A 22,475-nucleotide genomic window follows, 5' to 3' on the forward strand; every position below is an offset into this window, starting at 1 on the left:
TCAATAGTCTGGAAAATCGATATCAAATCCAATTCCTCTCAGGGATTGGATTTTTATTTCAGGGTCGTCACTGAAATACTTACGGAGTCTGCTGATAAAGACATCAAGACTTCTTCCGGTAAAGTAGTCATTGGTTTCCCAGATATTATCGAGAATCTCATCTCTTGTAATGGCAGAGTGGTTATGTTGCAAAAGATATACAAGAAGTTGCTGTTCCCGTATGGTGAGCCGTGCATTTCCATTGGGATGGGAAAGCAAAAGCTTTTTTGTGTCTAAAGAATATTGTCCGATTTTGATCAGGGTTTCAGTAACTGCAGGTGTTGTTCTTTTTATGATGTTTTTGATCCTTAGAACCAGTTCTTCGGGATCACAGGGTTTTGAGATGTAATCGTCCGCACCAATTTTCAAGCCGGTTAGGCGATCTATTTTCTGATTTTTAGCGGTTAAAAACAAGAGTGGAAAATTATTCTTTTCCTTTAAAATCATTTTAGCCAGTGAAAAACCATCAATATTGGGCATCATTACATCCAGAATGCCCATATGGAAAGGAAAATAAGAGGTAAGTCGACTGACAATACCTTCAGGATTCTGAAACCAGCTGACCTCAAAATCTTCCAGTTCGAGATACTGCTTTAAGATCATTCCGAAATCCGGATCGTCTTCTGCTAAAAGGATTTTAGTTTTCATCAGTAGTTGTTTTTTCTTGTGGAAGATCATCAGTGTCGTAAGGAGCTGATATTCTAAATGTGCTTCCTTTACCCGGTTGGCTGAAAACCTCTATAGTACCGTGATATTGGGTTATGATTTTCTTTACCATGTACAAACCTAGCCCAAGTCCTTTGCTGTTGTGGATATTGTTGCTTTGTATCCGGTAGAATTTTTCAAATATATTTTTTAATTCTTTAGCTTCCATACCTTGTCCATCATCTGAAACTACAATCTGTAAGTTTTGTGAGGCTGTAGTAAGATTGATAGTAACGATGGAGGCCCCATATTTTACACTGTTTTCACACAGGTTTTTAATAACGGTTTCCATCAGGTTTTTATCAAAAGGAAGTTCCCCGGTAATGGTATTGTCAAACTTAAATTCAACCTTTGGGTAAGTAAAAGACAGATCATGAACAAAGAAATTCCAGTCTTTTGGCTGTATAAAAACAGGTTCCTCCGGATTTTCATCCTGATGAAGCTGAAATACGAGACTCTCAAGACGGGAGATCTGCCGGTCAATAAGAGGAAGTGTTTCAGGGTTCCAACCTTTTTTTAAGGTTTTAGAAGCAATTTTTAAAGTGGCAATAGGTGTTTTAAACTCATGAGAAATATTATCAACTACCGTATGGAGTACCTCTACTTGCTTTTGTTGTTTGATGAGGTTTTTGATGGTTGAAATATATATCAGAAGCACACATGAAAGAAGAAGGATACAACAGAAGATCAGCAGAGCAAGTTCTTTAAAGACAATGCTTTTGATATTGGTGATTTCAAAATCAATCTGGCTTTTCACATAGAAAGTATCGCGCCTTTCAATTTCTTTATGATCACTGTCTCTTTTTTTTGAGGACGTAGTTTCCCAGCTACTGGTATTTCCTATTTTAGGATTTTTTACTTTTTCTTTTGTTTCAAAAACAATAAAGGGTTTGTCAATCAGTTTCGTGCTGTCCGGAAGATGGATAATAGAGGTATATTCAATCCTTGCAGATATTTTATAACCATCTTTTTGAAGGCGGTTGTCAATATAATGGCTTAGTCTTTTCCTGACTGCGTATCTGTTGTCGGTAAAATTTTTAATAAAATCCTTTTTGCTGATTTCCTTATTGTAATACTGAATGATAACTTTTTGAAGGGCATCATCTTTTGTCTCCTGAGCGCGTTGAGTACTTTCCTCCGTGTCTGTATAAGCGGGAAGGCCATCGATCACTGACCTGTAAATATCCCGCTCCTTTACCTGATAGGTTTTATACATAAAATATACCTGTATTCCCAGTAAAAGAAGGAACAGGGCAGCAAATACAGAAATAAGAAATTTATTCTTGGAAACCATTAAAACAAAGATAAAACTTTAGCTATTCTCACGAGATGATTATTTTGACGTTAACCTTTCATTAACCTGAGGTCCGGATTTCGACTGAAACGGGAAAAAGCCATTAACCTGCCATTAACCGTCTGTTAACCGAAATTCTCCTGCTCAATCCAGAATTTTGTACACCAGAACAACACATATGATTGTTCAGAATTATAAAAAAAAACAGATATGTATAAAATTCTTCTTTTGCTATGTCTTCCTGTAATGCTGTTGGCTCAAAAGCAAAAACTAGCGGGAACAGTAATGAACAACGACAGTGAAAAACTTCAGGCAGTACAGATTGAATTATATGATTCTAAAAATGAACTGATCACTGAGTTTAAAACGGATGCTGATGGAAACTTCACATGGGAGGGCATTTCTGAAACTGACGTAAAAATTGTTGTAAAGAATAAAGGCTATTCTCTGTTTGAAAAAAAACTTGATCTTGAAAAGACTAAAGCTCTACAAATTATTCTTAGCAAAGAATCAAACAAAATAGGAGAGGTCATTATAACCAAACGGAAACCTGTGGTGAAACGGAAGGTAGACCGTCTGGAGTTTAATGTCGAAAATAGTAATATTTCATCTTTGAATGCCTGGGAAATTCTTAAAAATACACCGGGAGTAACCACTAATAATAATGTGCTAAGAATAAAAGGAAGTAGCGGTATTCTGGTAACCATCAATGACAAAAAAGTAATGCTGTCCGGAGATGAGCTAAAAAATCTTCTCGAAAATACCCAGGGAGATGAGGTAAAGTCTGTAGAGGTCATTACCAATCCACCAGCAAAATATGAAGCATCGGGTAGTTCTGTACTCAACATTGTCATGAAAAAAAATAAGATTGAAGGATATAGAAGTATTCTTACCTCCAAATATATTCAGACACAATATGCCAAAGCGGTTTTCGGACTTTCACAATATTACAAAAAAGATAAACTTTCGGTGATGGCAAGCTATTTCAGAGGTTTGGGAACTTATTACCGCGAAGGAACAGACCACGTCAATTACCCGGAAAGCCAGACAAGATGGATAAGTACCATGAACAGAAAGGATAAAAACACTAACCAGAATACCCTGAATTTTAATGTGGAATATGAGTTGGATAGTCTGACCAACTTGAGTCTTAACTATTCAGGGTTTTTCTATCCGAAGTCTTACGGAACCTATCATGTGCCTACACTGATTTATAATAGTCAGGATGTGGCGGAATCCAATTATACGACGGTCAATGACCACCGCAACCGTGTTACGAATAATGCTTTGAGCTTTCAGGTGGACAGAAAACTGAATACAAAGAGTAAATTATCCTGGATAAATTATTTAGCCGGAAATAATTCGGATAAATTCCAGAATGTGAATACATATCTCAACTTTGCCGGGCAGCCTCCGAGAGAAGAAAATTTTCAGACGCAAAATAATTCGGATGTTCAGTTGTATTCTTCACAGTTAGATTATCAATGGAAAAATGACAAACTGGAATTTGAATCGGGAGCAAAATACAGCTTTGTAAAGACCAGAAGTACACTTGATTTTTCTGATAATGAAAACGGGCTTTTACAGTATAGACCCGAAAAAAGCAGTGTTTTTGATTATAAAGAATATAATTTTGGCCTCTATTCTTCACTCTCATATACTCTGGGAAAATGGAGTTTCAAAGGTGGACTTCGCGCTGAAATGACCAATCTGGAAGGAATCGTTTCCGAGCCTTATGAGCTGAATGAAAATAAATACTGGAAGTTTTTTCCCACTTTTTATGCACAATACACGACAGATGATAAACATGAGTTTGGCTTTTCTTACGGGAAAAGGATCACCAGACCTTTCTATTCATGGTTGAATCCTGCCAAATCTTATTATAACCTGTTTTCCTACTATCAGGGAGATCCGAAATTAAAAGCCACAATTACCCATAATCTGAATTTTACTTATTCATGGAAGGAATGGAATATAGATTTGTATTACCGGAAAGAAATCTATCCGTCAATGGAAATCTCATATCAGGAGCCAAGTACCCACAACCTTATTTATTATTTTACCAATATTGAGAATGGCGAGGCTTTTGGGCTGAGCTTATATAAAAGCTTTCAGGTGAAACCCTGGTGGAATATCATTGTGTCTGAAAATCTAGAGCATAATGAAAACAATTTCAAGGGAACCGACGGGGCGCTTTACAAAAATAAGGTCTGGAATCTGGATTCTAATGTTTCTACCAGCTTTACCCTGAATAAAAGCAGTGACTGGAAAATGGAAGTGGGGCACCGTTACAACTCCCCGGGCATTCAGGGAACTTTCAGGATTTCCGGAGTATGGTCAGCCTATTTTGTGATGAACAGAAAGTTTTTTAATAAAAAGCTCGAAGCAAGCTTATTTTTTAACGATATATTCAGAACCACAGGAAAAAAAGTAAGTACAAAATATGCCAATCAGGATAATTATTATCTGGATTATGGCGATGCACAGGGTTTTACACTTTCTCTGAAATACAATTTTGGAAATCAATCCGTAAAAAATGCCAAAACAATAAAAAAGACAGCAGAACAAGATCGTTTATAGTATGGTTTTAATGTAAAATAAATAGTAATAAAATATTATTACGTAAGATATGTCTCTTCTGTGTTACATTTTCGCTATTTTTGATACTTATCTCTAAAAAAGATCGTTATGAAGAGAATTTTTTCCGGAATGTTGGTGGCGGTTTCATTATTGCAGTTGCCAGCTCAGGAACTGTATATGCCGAGAAATATCAAAAAAGCTTATGAAAAGGGAACACGTGATATTTCCGGGGCACCTGGCAAGAACTACTGGCAGAATAAGGGAGTATATAATGTAGAAGTGAAAGTGGATGCCACAGCTAAGACGGTTTCCGGAAAAGAGACTATTGTTTATACCAATAATAGTCCTGATAATCTTAATGATTTAGCGATACGATTTGTCAATAATCTTCACAAACCACAATCTCCAAGATCAGGATATGTTTCCAATGACTTTTTATCGTCAGGACTTAAGATCAAGTCATTTGTTGTTAATAATGAAAAATATGATATCAACAGTGACGACTGGGGTACTGTGGAAAAAGTGAAATTAAAATCTGCTTTAAAATCAAAATCAAAGTCAGAAATTAAAATAGAATGGGAATATCCGCTTTCAGTACAGAGCGGGAGAGAAGGTCAAATTGATCCTGAAACTTTCTACGTAGCCTACTCTTTCCCAAGAGTTTCCGTGTATGATGATTATAACGGGTGGGACATGCTTCCGCATTCCGACAGACAGGAGTTTTATAATGATTTTAACGACTATAGTTTTGAGATTTCCGCTCCAAAAAATTATGTGGTTTGGGCGACCGGAGATTTTCTGAATCCTGATGCTGTTCTTCAACCGGAATATCTGAAAAGATATAAAGCTTCATTGAAAAGTGATCAGGTGATGCACATTGCTACGCAACAGGAAATGAAGTCCGGGAAAGTAACCAAACAAAACAAATGGAATGTGTGGAAGTTTAAAGCCAGTCATATCACAGATTTTTGTTTTGCAATGAGTAATCATTATGTCTGGGATGCAGCCAGTGTACAATTAAAAACCAAAAGAGCCAGTGTGCAGGCAGGTTACCAATCCGGCGCTAAAGATTTTGAACAATATGTAGGTTGGATGCGTTATAATCTGGATTGGTTTTCTAAAAACTGGCCTGGAGTAGAATATCCGTATAATGTAATGACGGCCATTCAGGGATATGCTGATATGGAATACCCAATGATGATCAATGATAGCAGTATTCCTGATGATCTTAAAGATGCGAGACTTACTGCAGATCACGAGATCGCCCATACTTACTTCCCTTTTTATATGGGGATCAATGAAACCAGATATGCTTATATGGATGAAGGTTGGGCCACCACACTGGAATATCTTATCGGAATTGATGAAAACGGTGAAGCCGCAGCTAAAGACTTTTACAAAAACTTCCGTGTCAAAAAATGGATTAATGATCCATCAGCTGAGCAGGATCAGCCGTTAATCACAATGAGTACTCAGGTAAGTGGCTCAGGATACGGAAACAATTCTTATGTGAAAGCTTCTTTGTCTTACCTGGCACTGAAAGATTATCTGGGAGATGAGGTGTTTAAAAAAGCATTACATCATTATATGGATAACTGGAACGGAAAGCATCCGGTTCCATGGGACTATTTTAATTCGATGAATACAGGATCTGGTAAGAACCTGAACTGGTTTTTCCAGAATTGGTTTTATACCAATAATTATATAGATCTGAAAGTGACAGGTGCATCACAAGTGAACGACCTGCTTACGGTAAATGTTGCCAATGTGGGAGGATTTGCCATTCCATTTGATGCAATATTATCTTATGAGGATGGAACTACGGAGAAGTTACATTTTTCACCCTCTGTTTGGGAAAAAGATCAGAAGCTCACGGATCTGGTAATCCCGATCAAGAAAAAAGTGAAATCAGTACAATTGGATGGAGATTTATTTATGGATTATACTCCGGAAAATAATACTAAGACTTTATAAAAAAATAAAGCCTTCAGATCAGTTCTGAAGGCTTTATTTTTTAAAAGTACGCGGTGAGTCTTAATCCAAGAGTGAAATAATTGATCTTTTCTTTAGCAATCAAATTATTAAGTTCGTTATTAAGGTCTTCACTTGATTCTATAGCATCACTAAAATGATATCGGATAGAAGATTTAATTTGATTATAGTCAGAATATAAAGTAATTCCCAGTCCCGGGTTGAATTTATAGGTAAGAGAAGCTCCCGTATTCCAACGAAAGGCTGGCTTTGGTTTATATCTTGCAATTTCAAGCTCATGTGTAGCATTATCAACATTATCACTTTTTATAAAAACTTTTCCACTTGCAGTGGCAGAATAGCCAGCTGTTGCTTTTAAGGTAAGCTGCCATTTATCAGAAAACTCATGAGAGTAATAAGGACCTATTCCTGCACCAAGAAATCCTAAAGACTGTGTTATGATAGTATAATCTCCAAAATCTTCTCCATCATCTAAAGTTGCTTTTAACGGCTTGATAGGGAAACTGCTGAAACTGATATCTCCACCTACACCCCATTTTTTTGAAAAGAAATAAGCCCCTTCCAATCCTCCTTCAAAACCAACTTGCTTTTTATCATCAAGATCAGATTCTTTCAGGAAGTTGGTTGTTCCAAGGGCTGTCCCAAGTTTTATAGAAAGAAAAGAGGGATTGTCATTTCCCTGTATTCTTGATAAAAGACTTAAATTGTCTCCTTTGTTTTTATAAATTTTATCAATAAAAAAATATCCTAATTCTGTGGATAAAATCCCGATTCCGGCGCCTGCCAGAACATCAGGAAGCCAGTGCCTGTTATTTAAATTACGGCCAAGTCCTGTAAGTGCTGCACTACCATATCCGGCAATGCTATAGCCTGGGTTTACCATACCATATTCTTTGTGTAGAAAGCTTGCATTAGTAAAAGCCATTGCAGTGTGGCCAGACGGAAATGAATTATTTTTAGATCCATCCGGGCGTTCCACTTTTGCCGTGTATTTGATGGAGTTGACCAAAATTCCCATGATTGCTAAACTTGTTACATAAGAAAGTGTGGCTCTTCCCAGATTATTTCTTCCTTTTACACCTGCGAATTTTAACCCATACACGGCAGCAGCAGGAGCGTATTGAAGATAATCATCATACTTTGCCTTGAAGGTAGGAAGATAACGATTGCGGACTTCACGAATATTTTCTTTCTCCCCCCAGGTTGCTGCGGCTGCCGTAAAAAGAATGGCAGGAGCAACAGATTTTTTTACCCATTCCTTCTTAAAAAATGGTGTTTTAATGTGAGTTGTGCTGTCAACTTTAATGAGAGCGAGGTCTTTCTGGAGATTTCTGGATTGTAAAGTGTCTTGTGCCTGATAGCAACATAGGTTTAATAATATACCGGTTGCTATTACTATTTTTTTCATCGTTAAGGTTCCTGATTTAAAACTGCGTAAAATTATAAAAAAAATCTATCTCAGTGGCTGAGATAGATTATATTTAATGAAATAAGTGATTTTTTTTAAAAATAGTAATGAATCTGTATCTTTGAAATACAGACTTAATAAAGTCTTAAACCAGATCGTGGGCCGGAAGCAGAAACAACGGCTTGCATTCTTTGTTTTTGGTTTGCTGTAAACATATGCATTACCTTATCGTCTACATAATCCATATAATTCATGAAAATTTGTGACCGGCTCACTCCTCCACAAACTCTGTTAAGAGGATAGGACGGAACTCCGAAATTTGGACCAGGTGAAGCAGGAGTGTCATTTGAGTAGTCGGTTTGACAACCCGTGTTGCTCGATCCCCAAAGGTGTGGTAGGTTTAGATAATGTCCCACTTCATGGGTTGTTGTTCTCCCCAAATTATAAGGCGCTGCTGTACCGGAGCCTGTTCCTATATATGGAGCTGCAATAACAACTCCGTCCAAAGAAGCAGTAATTGTTCCCGGATAATAAGCATAACCAAGTGTACCATCAGTCATTTTGTTAACAATCCAGATATTCAGATAATTATCCGGAGAAGTAGCAGCGATTCCTGTTGTTGAGGATTTCATTTTGTTGTCATCAGGATTCCAAATGGTAGTACTGCTTTGTTTTCTCACTGTTTTAGACAGCTTGAATCTGATTTTAGTATCTCCTGCTTTTACAGGTACAAATTCAGCAGGAGTATTGTTGATATCCGAATTTGTGGCCCCAAAGTCTTTGTTTAAAACATCGATTTGGGATTGTAGTCGGGCATCAGATACATTTTCACTGCTTGTATTGTACACGACATTGAAAACAACCGGAATTTCTACGGTACCATCAGCAAGAACCTTACCCACTTTAATGTCGTTAAGACGTTTTTCAGTAAGTTGTTCAATAGCTTCTACTCTGGCTCTGGCAGCTGGATCTTTTTGTAGAATTTCTTCCCTCATTGCATCTGAAGGGCATACTCTTTTACCTGCAATTTGTGTTGTTGGTGTTTCTGCTGCTGCTGTTTGTTCGTTCACAGAATTCATGTCGTTGTTACAGGAGCTGAGGAAAATAATTCCTGCTCCCAATAGTACTCTTTTCATATAATGTTATTTTTGGTTGGGATTGTGAAATTAATTCAAATTAGTGTGATGTGCAAATATTTTCTACTTTTATTTGATTTTTGTTACTATTATGCTTTAAATATTGGTTTTTCTTCAACTTATTTGTATTTATTATGTTTTTTAATTAATTTAATATTTTATTTATATATTTTGTTTTTGTTTTTATTTTTTTTAGTATAAAATTTAATAAAATATATTTTTCATAGAAAATTTTACATATTAAAATGGATTTTCTTATATGAATAAGTTTAGAAAATGTGTTGGATGTATCGTTATGAGGAATAAAAAATCCTTCCTGTAATGAGGAAGGACTTCAGGTAAAAATAATTAGGATAACATTTAAAAATAAAAGAAATCCATCTTACTTGAAGATGGATTTCTTAGGTATTTAAAACAAATTGATTATTACAAAACTCTTAATCCTGATCTTGCACCAGAAGATGCAACCACTGACTGCATTTTTGTTTTTTGTCCAGCCGTAAACATATACAATGTATCATCATCAGAATAATCCATATAATTCATAAACATAACCGATCTTTTTACGCCATAACATGTATTATAGAGTGGGTAAGTTGGCTTGCCTACATTATTCGTAGTTTGGGTAGGAGTATCAGCAATCAGATCATCTCCGCAATTTGCATCGCCCCAAATATGTCTAAGTCCTAAATAATGTCCTACTTCATGAGTAGCTGTTCTTCCAAGATTAAAGGGAGAAGACGCTCCGGTTTTCCCCACGAAACGAGAACCAAGAACTACACCATCTTCCCAGGTTCCGGCACTTTCAGGAAAGGTAGCATATCCAAGAATCTCTCCTGTAGGGGATGGCATAGTACCTACAATCCAAATATTAAAATAGTTGGTAGGATTGGTAGCATCTATTCCTCCGGTAGATGCCCTTTTCATATTTTTATTTGTTGTCGTGCTGGTGCTTCTCCATTCTGTTTTGGTTGTAGATTTTCTTATAGTATTTACCAATCTGAATTTTACTTTTACGTCGCCGGCTTTTACTCCTTGAAATTCTGTAGGTATTTTAGAAACATCACTATTTGTACCGGCATAGTCCGCATTTAATACGTCAATTTGTTCAGCGATTCTTGCATCAGAAACATTTTCTGCTGCGGTTCTGTATATTACATTTACAATTACCGGGATTTCAACGCTTCCATCTGCAAGAACCTTTCCGAACTTTACATCATTCGCAAATCTTGAGGCCTGAGCTTCTATCTCAGCAACTTTTTGTCTAAGTGTGGGATCTTTCTGTAATGCCTCTTGTCTCATTTCTTCGGACGGACAGATTCTTTTTAAATCTGTAGCATTAGAGGTTATCGCTGCATTAGCAGATTCTTCATTTTGATTTGAAATGTTGTCACTGTTACAAGCTGACATGAAGCCCAGCATAAGAGCTCCAAATAATAGTTTTTTCATATCATTATTTTTGTTAAGGATGTGAAATTATATTATTTGAAATTAATATGCAAATTAATTTAATATTTTTTTAGACATTTAATAATCAATAAGGAGTTTTAATGTGTATTGTTTATTTAAATTGAATTTTTATTGGTTTTTAAGCAATATTAATCTTTTGTGTTTTGATATTTCATCATAATGTGTTTTTGGTTAAATAATTTTTTTAAATTATTCAATTAACAGAATATTTTAATTACCCTGCAAATCCATTTTTAATTGCAAAAACAGCCAGTCCTACACGGGTTTTTAATTCCAGTTTCTCACATAACTGATCACGATAACTCTCCACAGTTCTGGGACTGCAACACATCCTGTCAGCAATTTCTTTATAACTAAGTTCTGTAACTGTATATTTCAAAAATTCCTTTTCCCTTTCTGAGATTTTTATCGTAATTTCAGTTTCCTGGCCTTTATTGAGGTTAGAAAATATAATTTTTGAAGCCCATTCCGGGTAATAGAATCCATCACTATTCAATCTGATAAGGGCTATTTCCAGATCTTTCGGATGCGTATTTTTTAGCAAATACCCTTTGGCTCCGCTTTTGATCATTTTGATGACACTATTGTCGTCTCCTTGCATGCTTAATGCCATCACCTTAATATCGGGTTGGTTTTTGGTAAGCCAGACAGCCGTTTCAAATCCGTTCATAATAGGCATACTGATATCGAGAAGAATGATATCCGGAATTTTATTTCCTTCTTCAAGTTTCTGGATCAGATCTTTACCGTTTTCGCAGACATAAATTACTTCGAACTCTGCAAAATTACTAATAATTCCCTCGAGGGCTTTTGCAATCAATATGTGGTCGTCAACAATGACTATTGTTTTTTTCATGATTGTTTTTTTAAGTTAATATTGAGCTGGGTTCCCTGATCTTTTTGGCTTTCAAGGTGAAAATCTGCTCCAATAATTTTGGCCCGGTTTTTCATATTGGTGAGACCTATTCCATTGGATCGAAAGTCCAGAGAATCAAATCCAATTCCGTCATCATGTATTTTAAGCTCCCAAAGGATGTTTTCGTAAGTGTTCAGGCTGATGAAAATATTTTTACAATGGGCATGCTTTAAACTATTCTGTATAAATTCCTGTGTAATTCTGAGGAGCACATTTTTATGAACGAAACTCAGATCCAGTTGATCAATATTGTGTTCAAAACTAATATTACATTTTTTGAAAGAATTGGTATTGTCAACCTCCTCCTGAATCAAAGTTACAATTTCCTTTTGATTGATATTATCATCCGTCAATGTTTTTGAAAGGCTCCTGAGATCCTGTAAAGACTGGTTGATAATTTGGGAAACCTGATCAATTCTTTCACTGGCTTCGGAAACTTTATTCTCATATAGCATTTGTTGAACATAAAGACTTACCAGAGTCAGTTTCTGACCAATGTTATCGTGGAGTTCTCTGCCGATTTGTTGCATGGTTGCCTGTTGAATTTCCAGTTGAGTAGCTAAAAGCTCTCTTTGATGGAGTTCATTCTTCATCTCAATCTCATTCAGATATTCTTTTTTTCGCTGTCTGTAATTCCGGATATAGATAAATACGGCTGCTACAAACATCAAAAAAAAGATGTTGAATGAAATAATGGTTATTAAGAGTTCTGTTTTCCCCATATAAATGAACTTGCAAATAAAATATACATAACTGCACCTGAAACCTGGAAATATATAAAATAAATATCCCATATTTCTATATACTTCCAAAGAAGAGAATTAAAGATCATGAATGGCTGATTGGCAATATAAAAAAGTGTTACTCCCAGATTGATATAAAACATTTTGTTTTTACTGAAATTGAGTATTTCAGATGAATTAACCTGTTTATAATATTCCATAATAACAAGAGCCATTAAGAGCAAGCAACCTATATTGTAACTGAAAGAAAAGACGACTTTCTTTTCCGGGAAAAAAAAATCTCTGAGTATATATGTTAAAAGATATACTCCCGTCATGATATAGAACAGTTTTGTTTTCTTTAAGGATTCTTTGGCATATAGCCAATAAAAAAATATAAATTGTAATGGAATCACAAAGTAGTTGTAGAAAATTATTCTGTCTATTCTAAGTGGCTTTTCTCCCCATTTTACGGCTGATTCACATAGGAAAATAATGACAAGATAAATCGCCAGATATTTCCACGATTGTTTTTTTTCACGGTTAAAATAAATCAGGGAGACTAATGCTGCAAAAGCTTCTCCCCAATACATGAATGACGAAAAAATTTTTTGAATCTCAGTCATGCTGTGTTTAAGAATATGAAAGGTGATTAATAATATGTTCCTGTTAGGGGTGATGGAGGTATTAGTGTTCCCTGATTTTCACCAACAGTATCATCAGTTAGTTCTTTGACTTGTCTGGCATTTAATGCCAGAGCTGTAGACTCATCTGTTGATTGTAAAGCATTGAAATCATAATCGAGAGTTTCTCCCTTTCCACTGGTCTTTTTTAAAGTAGGAATTAAAACAAGAGTATGTCTTTCTGCATACTCCTGAGGTACAATATGTGATTCCATGATATTCCAATTTTCATTTTTAGGATAGGCGGCATAGTAGAATCTGATCCCCAAATCTTCTTCCGAGGCATCAGGATTGATTTTAGCAGCTTCTTCTTCTATTGTAGCAATGAATTTTTTTAATTTCGGAAGATCAAACCAAATAGAGTGGGCGTCTTGTATTCCTAAAGTGTCATTGATGGCACTCAGGTGGTTTTTTCGATAATTGTCTATCAGATTTTGAATCAGTTTGTTAGACATTTTGCCATTTTGTGATGGATCATTCGTAGATTCTGTTTTCATAACTTAATTTTTTATAAAGGAAATATTTCTCCAATATGCAAATTTCGCAAAAAAATATGTTAGAAAGCACAATAATAGATAGGGAATTATACTATTATTTTACCGTGTTTTTACGGATTGTACATTATGTTATGAAATAGAAAGTAGCAAAAATATTGGTCAAAAAACGGAGAAAATCTCCGTTTATGTTAGATGCATCCATAATGTCTTGGATCTCTGCAAACCAATCCTGCTGTACAACACAGGCCGGTAGGACAGTTCCAGTATTCGTCGCACATAATTAAAGCAGAAGCAATTCCGCCATCAATTTTCTTTAATTCGTTTCTTTTTAACTTTTTCATACTGATTTTTTTAGTTATTAATTTGTTGGATTATAAATATACTAATATTTCACTACGAATGGATAAAATAAAAAAATAAGTGCTGCAGACCAGTCTGCAGCACTTATTCACAAAAATAATGTATATGAAAAAAACTACTTTATTGTTCAGTTGGTCTGAATACCAGACCTGTTTCTACGAAATAATCTAAAGTGATTCTATCTCCGTCATTTACCTTTCCAGCCAGAATTTCTTTTGATAATTTGTTTAATACTTCCTGCTGAATAACTCTTTTCAATGGTCTTGCCCCGAAGGCCGGATCATATCCTTTATCCATCAGATAATCTACTGCGTCCTGAGTGAAAGTCATAATGATATTACGTTTAGCCAACATATCATTAAATCCTCTCAATTGATATTGAACGATTTTTCCGATTTCTTTTTTCCTTAAAGGCTGGAACAATACAATTTCATCAATCCTGTTCAGGAATTCCGGACGTAAAGTCTGCTTCAATAAATCGAAGACTTCTTCTTTTGTTTTTTCAACGATCTCATCCTGATTTTCCTCATTCAGATTTTCAAAATTCTCCTGAATCAAATGCGATCCTAAATTTGAGGTCATGATGATAATTGAGTTTTTAAAATTAACAACACGTCCTTTATTATCAGTTAGACGTCCGTCATCTAAAACTTGTAATAAAGTATTGAAAACATCCGGATGGGCTTTTTCAATCTCATCCAAAAGAACAACTGAATAAGGTCTTCTTCTTACCGCTTCTGTCAATTGCCCGCCTTCATCATATCCTACGTATCCCGGAGGAGCTCCTACCAATCTTGAAACACTGTGACGTTCCTGGTATTCACTCATGTCAATTCTTGTCATATTATTTTCATCATCGAATAAGAACTCTGCCAATGCTTTTGCAAGCTCAGTCTTACCAACACCTGTCGTTCCTAAGAATAAAAAGGATCCTATGGGTTTTTTATCATCACTCAATCCTGCCCTGTTTCTTCTGATAGCATCAGCTACCGCCTGAATGGCTTCATCCTGTCCTACGACTCTATGGTGAAGTTCGGTCTCCAGATTTAATAATTTTTCTCTTTCAGACTGCAGCAACTTGGTTACAGGAATCCCTGTCCATTTTCCAATGACCTCAGAAATATTCTCTGCAGTTACCTCTTCTTTGATTAATTCATTCTGATGATTCTGCATTTCAAGCTCTACTTTGGCAAGCATTTCCTCTTTTTCACGAAGCTTTCCGTATTGGATTTCCGCTACCTTAGCATAATCTCCGGCTCTGGAAGCTCTTTCTGCTTCATGCTTTAAGGATTCAATTTCTTTTTTGATCTGAGTTAAATCTTCGCTTTTCTGCTTTTCTTTCAACCACTTGGCATTGATTTCATTTCTCTGCTCAGAAATTTTGGCAATATCTTCTTTCAGGTGGTCAATTTTTGTTTGGTTGCCCTCTCTTGAAATCGCTGCCAGTTCAATTTCGAGCTGCATTAATTTTCTGTCCAGAACATCAAGTTCTTCCGGTTTTGAATTGATTTCCATCCTCAACTTAGCAGAAGCTTCATCAATAAGGTCTATTGCTTTATCCGGTAAGAAACGATCTGAAATATATCTTTGAGACATCTCCACGGCGGCAATAATTGCTTCGTCTTTGATTCTTACCTTGTGGTGTGCTTCATATTTATCTTTAATTCCACGAAGGATAGAGATTGCTGATTCTGTGTCCGGCTCTTCGACCATGACTTTCTGGAAACGTCTTTCTAATGCCTTATCCTTTTCAAAATACTTTTGGTATTCGTTCAGGGTAGTCGCTCCAATTGCCCTTAATTCTCCTCTTGCCAAAGCGGGTTTTAATATATTGGCTGCATCCATTGCTCCTTCGCCACCTCCGGCTCCAACCAGAGTGTGGATCTCGTCGATGAAAAGAATAATCTGCCCATCAGACTTGGTTACTTCATTTACTACTGATTTCAAACGCTCTTCAAACTCCCCTTTGTATTTTGCTCCAGCGATCAAAGCTCCCATATCCAATGAATATAATGTTTTATCCATCAGATTTTCAGGAACATCTCCATTGATAATTCGATGAGCAATCCCTTCAGCAATGGCCGTTTTACCAACTCCAGGTTCTCCGATAAGGATAGGATTGTTTTTGGTTCTTCTGGAAAGGATTTGTAACACTCTTCTGATTTCTTCATCACGTCCGATCACGGGATCCAATTTCCCTTCCGCAGCTAATTCATTGAAGTTTTTTGCGTATTTATTTAAGGATTGGTAAGTTTCTTCTGAGCTGGCAGAAGTGGCTTTGCTTCCTTTTCTTAATTCTTTAATTCCTCCTTCCAGTAAACTTTTTGTAACGCCCATATCTTTCAGCATTTTGGATACTTCAGAGCTTGTTTCTAAAAGAGAGAGCCACAAATGTTCTATGGTTACATACTCATCGCCCATTTTCTTTGCAATATTAGGAGCGTCCAGCAAAACTTTATTGGCTGATTGTGAAAGATAAATGCTTCCTCCCTGTACCTTAGGAAGTTTTTCAAGACTTTCACGGTTTCGCTCCCGTACTAAATTAGCATCTGCTTCAGATTTCTTTAATAAAAATGGCGATATATTTTCATCCACCTGAAAGATTCCTTCAAGGAGATGTTGAGGTTCGATACTTTGATTGCCCAATTCCATTGCAACCTGTTGAGCTGCCTGGATGGCTTCTTGTGATTTTACAGTATATTGGTTTAAGTTCATATTGTATATATATTTTTGGTAATGATTCGTTTTGGTTGAATTGTAAAAAAGGACATCAAGAAACTCAATTTTCAGGCTCAGTTTCTTAATGCCATCAATTATTTAATCATTTAATCGATGACTGTATCGCAAAAACTGTTCAATTATTAAATTTATAAAAAATATGGACAAAATTTCCGAAATTACTATTTTTAACGTAAAATTAACTTGACAAAATTTCCGGTTCTGTAAATTTTTCTTAAAATCTATGAACAATTAGTCATATCGAGGAAAACGATAAAAGTGTGAAGCTGTAAAATGATTCCAAAAGAAATGTTTTTAAAACTTTATTTCTTTTAGCATCAAAAAAACAACAGATTAAATCAGAATAACTATTTTTGCATTTTTACAGATGGAACTTAAAGAAAAACAAAGGAAAATATTAAATGTGGCAGTAGAGCTTTTCAAAGAGAAGGGCTATATGGGTAGTTCTGTAAGGGACCTGGCTACAAAACTTAATATTAAGGCAGCTTCACTCTATGCTCATATCCGTTCAAAGGAAGAAATTCTGGAATGGATTTGTTTTGGGATTGCACAGACGTTTTTCGATGAGCTACAGGAAGTAAAAAATACTGATATTGCTCCAAAAGATAAATTGAATCTTTTCCTGGACAAGCATTTATCAGTTGTTCTTAAAAATCGCGATGTCACTCACATCTATTCCAATGAGTGGAAACATCTGGAAGAAAGACTTCCGGAATTCGTGGAATTAAGGAAAAATTACCAGCAGGAAGTTGAAGAACTTATTTCAGAGATTTACAAAGCAGAAAACTGGGATTTAAAATCACCATCTTTTACAACAAGATTTATTCTCCATACCTTAAATAACTCTTATTTCTGGTTCAAGAGAAGCAGTGATTCTACGGATGAAATTACCGATGAAATAAGAGATAAAATTCTTTTTGGGCTGCTTGGAAACCAAAAATCGTAGCACTTTTATGTTCCTCCCCGGGAAGTCTCAATGATTTTTATTGAAGATCTTATTGCAGATTTTCTGGCTCCCCCTTATATTTCCCTCTGAATGACAACTGACAACAAGTAAATTAAGTAACATACTTTTAACTTTGTCATCAGGTAAGAGATCGTTCTCTGGCAATTTGTTATTTAGAATTATTCAAAATATGACGAAAGTCATAAAAATTTTGTCAGCTAACAAAATCTTTTTAAATTTACACCTAACAAATGTTAGTTAGTGTTATGGATTTTTCAGTTGAATATCTGGAGCTGGGTCAATTGAGACAGCTTCAATCTGACCGATTGACCAATTTGATGGGATATCTCGGGGAGAAGTCAGAATTTTATAGTAGAAAATTTGATGAATTGAATATATCTCCACAAGATATAACGTCAATTGAAGATATCACGAAACTTCCCATTACCTATAAACAGGATCTAAGAGATCATTATCCGTTTGGATTATGTACTGTTCCGAAAAGTGAACTTCAAAGAATCCACTGCTCAAGCGGAACAACGGGAAAGCCAACGGTAGTAGGATACACCAAAGAAGATGTTGATCTTTTTAGCGAAGTGGTCGCAAGATCTTTACATGCTGCGGGAGCCAGACCGGGAATGCAATTGCATAATGCCTATGGATATGGTATTTTCACAGGAGGGCTTGGGCTTCATTATGGAGCTGAAAAACTAGGGATGAGCGTTCTTCCAATTTCCGGGGGGATGACTGCAAGACAGGTTGATCTGATTATAGATTTTAAACCGGAGGTGATATGCTGTTCCCCATCATATGCCTTAACAATAGCAGATGAATTTGCTAAAAGAGGAATCTTTGCTGATGAAATAAGCTTACAATATGCTGTATTAGGATCAGAGCCATGGACGGAGATTATCAGAGGTCACATTGAAGAAAGATTAGGTGTTCACGCCACCAATATCTATGGATTGAGTGAAATTATTGGCCCCGGAGTCTCAATGGAGGATTTTGAGGAAAAAGGAGGAGCATATATTTGGGAAGATCATTTCTATCCTGAAATTTTAGATCCCGTGACAAAGCAACCGGTACCATTTGGAGAAGAAGGAGTACTGGTGATTACGACATTGACTAAAAAAGCAATGCCGCTTTTGCGTTACTGGACAAACGATATTACCAGTCTTTATTATGACGGGAATGCCAAAAGAACAATGGTGAAAATGAAACCAATTGTTGGCAGGGCAGATGATATGCTGATTGTAAGAGGGGTAAATGTTTATCCAAGTCAGATTGAAGATGCTTTTTCTCATGTAAAAGGAGTCGTTCCTAACTACTATTTGACCCCCATTGAAAAAGAACATATGTGTGTAGCATTGGATATTGATGTGGAGGTTGATGATGATTTTGTAAAAGATCAAAAAATAGGCGCCCATACCGATGATTATTTTAATTTTGTCGGAAACTTTGGAAAAAATATAGAAAACGAAATAAAAAAGCGGGTAGGAATCACTACAAAAGTGAAAGTTCATGCCCAGGACAGCCTGCCAAAGTGTGAAGGTGGAAAAATTAATAGAATACTAAAAAAATAATGAATTCATTTTATAAACTTAAAACAGTTAAAGTTCAGAAAGATACATCGGAAGCGGTAAGTGTGGCGGTGGAAATTCCTGAAGAACTGAAAGATAAGTTCAGGTTCAAACAAGGACAATATCTTAATTTTCGGATGATGATCAACGGAAATGAAGAAAGACGTTCTTACTCAATCTGTAATGCTCCCAGTGAAAAAAGCAATACACTGGAAGTATTGGTGAAGCTATTGGAAGGCGGAAAAGTGTCCGGATACTTCAATGAGCATCTTCATATGGATGAGCTGTTGGAAGTAATGCCTCCGATGGGCGGTTTTAATACGTCCTACCATCCTACCAATGTAAAAACGTATGTAGGCTTAGCAGCAGGAAGTGGAATTACACCTGTTTTGTCCAATATTAAAGAGAGTCTTTATCAGGAACCAGACAGTAATGCTTATCTGTTTTATAGCAACAGAAGCATGGATCATGTTTTAAGAAAGACTGAAATTGATAAGCTGGTGGAACAGTTCAATGGCAGACTTAAGGTGGTTTACCTCGTAAGTCGTGAGAAGCACGCAGATCCTGTTTTTGAAGGAAGAATTTCTGCTGAGAAACTTGAACAACTGTTTGAAAGATATACAGATATTGATGTAAAGGAATCCACCTATTTTATTTGTGGCCCTTCAGAAATGATCAAAGGAATTGCTGACTATCTGAAAAAAGATAAAAAAGTACCAGCAATTCAGGTGTTGTTTGAATACTTCACTGCCCCTGATGAAGAAAATACAGAGGAAATGAGTGATGAATTCAAAGCGATTGCCAACATTGAAAGTATGGTAACCGTAATTATTGACGATGATGAATATTCGTTCCACCTTAATTCTAAAAAAGAGAGTATCTTAGATAAAGCATTGAAAGACAATCTTCCTGTACCTTTTGCGTGTAAAGGAGGAGTGTGTTGTACGTGTAAAGCGGAGGTTCTGGAAGGAGAGGTTTTTATGGAGAAGAACTATGCGCTTACCGAAGACGAAGTAGCCAGAGGTTACGTTCTTACCTGTCAATGTCACCCGACAACGAATGTGGTGATGCTTAATTATGATGTTTAAATTGTATTAACGATTGAATGTAAATTGTATTCATGAATACATTAATACTTTTTACATTTTACAAAAAGACAAAAAAATGGACTTAGAAAAATTTGTTCAATACGTTCACGAAGAAAATAAAGTAGAACCAAAAGATGTAATGCCTGATGATTACAGAAAGTTACTGGTTCGTCAGATATCGCAACATGCTCATTCGGAGATAGTAGGAATGCTGCCCGAAGCTAACTGGATTTCCAGGGCACCTTCATTGAGAAGAAAGATGGCTCTTTTGGCCAAAGTTCAGGATGAGGCAGGTCATGGTTTATACCTTTATTCCGCCACTGAAACATTAGGAGATGGAAGCATCAGAGCTGACCGGGATGCGACTTATGATGATATGCTCGAAGGAAAAGCGAAGTATTCAAGTATCTTCAATTACCCAACGCTGAGTTGGGCTGATATCGGTGCGATCGGTTGGTTGGTTGATGGGGCAGCCATTATGAATCAGGTAATGTTGATGGGGAATTCCTATGGTCCTTATTCAAGAGCGATGGTTAAGATCTGTAAAGAAGAATCTTTCCACCAGAGACAAGGATATGAGATTTTGATGGCACTTTGCCGTGGTACCAAACAACAGAAAGAAATGGCCCAGGCTTCGTTAAACCGTTTCTGGTGGCCGGCTTTAATGATGTTTGGTCCCAATGATGACAGCTCACCCAACTCTAAAATCTCTATGAATTACAGAGTAAAAAGAGAAAGTAACGACAGTCTTCGTCAGAGATTTATCGACGTTACAGTATCTCAGGCTGAATTCTTAGGGTTGACTGTTCCGGATAAAGATCTGAAATGGAATGAAGAAAGACAGCATTATGATTTTGGTGAACTTCCATGGGATGAATTCATGGAAATTTTAAAAGGAAACGGGCCTTGCAACAAGAAACGTATCGAAACCAAGAGAAAGGCTCAAAGAGAAAATTCCTGGGTAAAAGAAGCCGCTGCAGCTTTTGCAGAAAAACAACAAAAAGAAGTAATATAATTTAATGTATTAATTTGAAAATGTGCTAATTTGAAAAAATAACTATTGCAGATTAATTTTCAAATTACCTAATTCTCAAATTTTCAAATTCTCAATTAAAATATGGCAAATTTAGATATGTGGGAAGTGTTTATTCAGACTAAACCGGGATTATCCCACAAACATGTTGGAATTGTACAGGCACCAACAGCAGAAATGGCTTTACAAAATGCAAGAGACGTCTATACAAGAAGAAAAGAAGGAACTTCTGTTTGGGTAGTTCCAAGCAAATATATCGTAACTTCAGAAGGAGTGGATAAAGAAGCTTTTTTTGATCCGGCTGATGACAAACTATACCGTCATCCAACTTTTTATGAGATTCCTAACGACGTAAAAAATATGTAATTAATAAAGACTTCAAGATGTTAGATCTCAGGTATCAGACTTTTTTGTCAATCTGAAATCTAGTGTCTGAAATCTGAAATCTACTAAACAATGAACCCATTATATAATTATTTATTAAAACTAGCAGACGACAGTTTCATTATGGGACAGCGTTTGTCTGCATGGTGTGGTGAAGGTCCTTATTTGGAGGAAGATATTGCATTGACCAATATTGCGTTGGATGAGCTTGGCCAGGCAAATAACTTTTATGTTTACGCTTCAAGAGTGATTGACAACGGCAAAAGTGAAGATGATATCGCATTTTTAAGATACGAACACGAATACGTTAATGCACACTGGGTAGAACTTCCGAATGAAGATTATGCACAGACTATTCTTAAAGTATATGTATTGGCTGTATATCAGAAACTGATGTATGAAGCATTATCAAATTCTGCTAATGAAGAGCTTTCTGCGATTGCACAAAAATCTTTAAAAGAAGTAAAATATCATTATACGCATGCTTCTTCCTGGATGAAAATCTTTGCTCAGGGAACAGAAGAAAGTAAGTCACGTTTGGTAAAAGCGATTGAAAATATCTGGGAATATACAAAAGGTCTGTTTGCTAAAACAGAAGGAGAGGATGACCTTGTTGCTTTACATATTGCTCCGGATGCAGATGCTCTTTATGAAGAATTTCTTGCGATGACAAAGAAAGATTTTGCAGATTTCGGTTTAGAATATCCGGAAAACTCTTTCATGCAGCCGAAATCAAGAACAGGATATCATACAGAATATTTCGGATTTATACTTTGTGAACTTCAGTACATGCAGAGAGCATATCCTGGATGTACCTGGTAGATAATTTGAAAAAAAGCACAACGTATAAATTTTTACCTACGAAATATGTGTTTTTAAGAGATCTTTAATGTAGTATTAATA

General features: G+C 36.1%; 19 protein-coding genes. 8 read left to right on the forward strand and 11 right to left on the reverse strand.

Translation table 11 applies throughout. From position 1 onward, the window contains the following. Complete coding sequence (locus C1631_RS22350; protein WP_103246966.1) at positions 1-687, reverse strand: response regulator transcription factor; 687 nt, start codon at positions 685-687, stop codon at positions 1-3. Next, positions 677-2,038: a sensor histidine kinase gene (locus tag C1631_RS22355; protein WP_109714314.1), complete on the reverse strand. Its 1,362-nt coding sequence runs from the start codon at positions 2,036-2,038 to the stop codon at positions 677-679. The genes C1631_RS22350 and C1631_RS22355 overlap by 11 nt, the downstream gene beginning before the upstream one ends. A gap of 210 nt (positions 2,039-2,248) precedes the next feature. Between C1631_RS22355 and C1631_RS22360 the strand changes: the two genes are divergently transcribed. Both C1631_RS22360 and C1631_RS22365 read left to right on the forward strand, forming a co-directional pair. Next, positions 2,249-4,618 (forward strand): outer membrane beta-barrel family protein, encoded by a 2,370-nt coding sequence (locus C1631_RS22360; RefSeq protein WP_109714316.1) that lies wholly within the window; start codon positions 2,249-2,251, stop codon positions 4,616-4,618. 108 nt (positions 4,619-4,726) lie between these two features. After that, positions 4,727-6,592 carry a M1 family metallopeptidase gene (locus C1631_RS22365; RefSeq protein ID WP_103246963.1) on the forward strand — a complete coding sequence of 622 codons (1,866 nt, stop codon included), beginning with the start codon at positions 4,727-4,729 and terminating at the stop codon, positions 6,590-6,592. Positions 6,593-6,632: 40 nt separating this feature from the next. Here the strand turns inward: C1631_RS22365 and C1631_RS22370 are convergent, their stop codons facing one another. The 9 genes from C1631_RS22370 to clpB form a co-directional block, all read right to left on the reverse strand. Next, the gene (locus C1631_RS22370; RefSeq protein ID WP_109714318.1) at positions 6,633-8,018 is read right to left on the reverse strand and encodes a phosphatase PAP2 family protein; all 1,386 of its coding nucleotides are present in this window, start codon (positions 8,016-8,018) and stop codon (positions 6,633-6,635) included. Positions 8,019-8,152: 134 nt separating this feature from the next. Further along, positions 8,153-9,154, reverse strand: coding sequence for a zinc metalloprotease (locus C1631_RS22375; RefSeq protein WP_109714320.1), 1,002 nt, complete (start codon positions 9,152-9,154; stop codon positions 8,153-8,155). 426 nt (positions 9,155-9,580) lie between these two features. Beyond that, positions 9,581-10,603, reverse strand: a complete 1,023-nt coding sequence (locus tag C1631_RS22380; RefSeq protein ID WP_109714322.1) for a zinc metalloprotease — start codon at positions 10,601-10,603, stop codon at positions 9,581-9,583. A gap of 235 nt (positions 10,604-10,838) precedes the next feature. Continuing rightward, complete coding sequence (locus C1631_RS22385) at positions 10,839-11,480, reverse strand: response regulator transcription factor (protein ID WP_103248396.1); 642 nt, start codon at positions 11,478-11,480, stop codon at positions 10,839-10,841. Next, entirely contained in the window at positions 11,477-12,262 is a 786-nt protein-coding gene (locus C1631_RS22390; protein WP_103248397.1) for a sensor histidine kinase, read from the reverse strand. The genes C1631_RS22385 and C1631_RS22390 overlap by 4 nt, the downstream gene beginning before the upstream one ends. Beyond that, positions 12,241-12,855: a hypothetical protein gene (locus C1631_RS22395; RefSeq protein ID WP_228441451.1), complete on the reverse strand. Its 615-nt coding sequence runs from the start codon at positions 12,853-12,855 to the stop codon at positions 12,241-12,243. The genes C1631_RS22390 and C1631_RS22395 overlap by 22 nt, the downstream gene beginning before the upstream one ends. A gap of 59 nt (positions 12,856-12,914) precedes the next feature. Continuing rightward, the gene (locus C1631_RS22400; RefSeq protein WP_103248399.1) at positions 12,915-13,442 is read right to left on the reverse strand and encodes a hypothetical protein; all 528 of its coding nucleotides are present in this window, start codon (positions 13,440-13,442) and stop codon (positions 12,915-12,917) included. Positions 13,443-13,630: 188 nt separating this feature from the next. Then, the gene (locus C1631_RS24245; protein ID WP_165828357.1) at positions 13,631-13,783 is read right to left on the reverse strand and encodes a hypothetical protein; all 153 of its coding nucleotides are present in this window, start codon (positions 13,781-13,783) and stop codon (positions 13,631-13,633) included. A gap of 139 nt (positions 13,784-13,922) precedes the next feature. Beyond that, complete coding sequence (clpB, locus tag C1631_RS22405) at positions 13,923-16,517, reverse strand: ATP-dependent chaperone ClpB (protein ID WP_109714324.1); 2,595 nt, start codon at positions 16,515-16,517, stop codon at positions 13,923-13,925. 391 nt (positions 16,518-16,908) lie between these two features. Here clpB and C1631_RS22410 point away from each other — a divergent pair, with 391 nt between their 5' ends. From C1631_RS22410 to paaC, 6 genes are all read left to right on the forward strand, one after another. Further along, positions 16,909-17,487 (forward strand): TetR/AcrR family transcriptional regulator, encoded by a 579-nt coding sequence (locus C1631_RS22410; protein ID WP_103247227.1) that lies wholly within the window; start codon positions 16,909-16,911, stop codon positions 17,485-17,487. 266 nt (positions 17,488-17,753) lie between these two features. Continuing rightward, complete coding sequence (locus C1631_RS22415; protein WP_109714326.1) at positions 17,754-19,070, forward strand: phenylacetate--CoA ligase family protein; 1,317 nt, start codon at positions 17,754-17,756, stop codon at positions 19,068-19,070. Continuing rightward, on the forward strand, positions 19,070-20,155 hold the full coding sequence (locus C1631_RS22420) for a 2Fe-2S iron-sulfur cluster-binding protein (protein WP_103247225.1): 1,086 nt from the start codon (positions 19,070-19,072) through the stop codon (positions 20,153-20,155). The genes C1631_RS22415 and C1631_RS22420 overlap by 1 nt, the downstream gene beginning before the upstream one ends. Before the next feature lie 76 nt (positions 20,156-20,231). Beyond that, positions 20,232-21,170: a 1,2-phenylacetyl-CoA epoxidase subunit PaaA gene (paaA, locus tag C1631_RS22425; RefSeq protein ID WP_109714328.1), complete on the forward strand. Its 939-nt coding sequence runs from the start codon at positions 20,232-20,234 to the stop codon at positions 21,168-21,170. 102 nt (positions 21,171-21,272) lie between these two features. After that, on the forward strand, positions 21,273-21,554 hold the full coding sequence (gene paaB, locus C1631_RS22430; protein ID WP_002981782.1) for a 1,2-phenylacetyl-CoA epoxidase subunit PaaB: 282 nt from the start codon (positions 21,273-21,275) through the stop codon (positions 21,552-21,554). A gap of 90 nt (positions 21,555-21,644) precedes the next feature. Then, the gene (gene paaC / locus C1631_RS22435) at positions 21,645-22,394 is read left to right on the forward strand and encodes a 1,2-phenylacetyl-CoA epoxidase subunit PaaC (RefSeq protein ID WP_103247224.1); all 750 of its coding nucleotides are present in this window, start codon (positions 21,645-21,647) and stop codon (positions 22,392-22,394) included. The last annotated feature ends 81 nt before the right edge of the window (positions 22,395-22,475 follow it).

It is taken from the genome of Chryseobacterium phosphatilyticum, from assembly GCF_002899825.2.
GTDB classification, from domain to species: domain Bacteria; phylum Bacteroidota; class Bacteroidia; order Flavobacteriales; family Weeksellaceae; genus Chryseobacterium; species Chryseobacterium phosphatilyticum.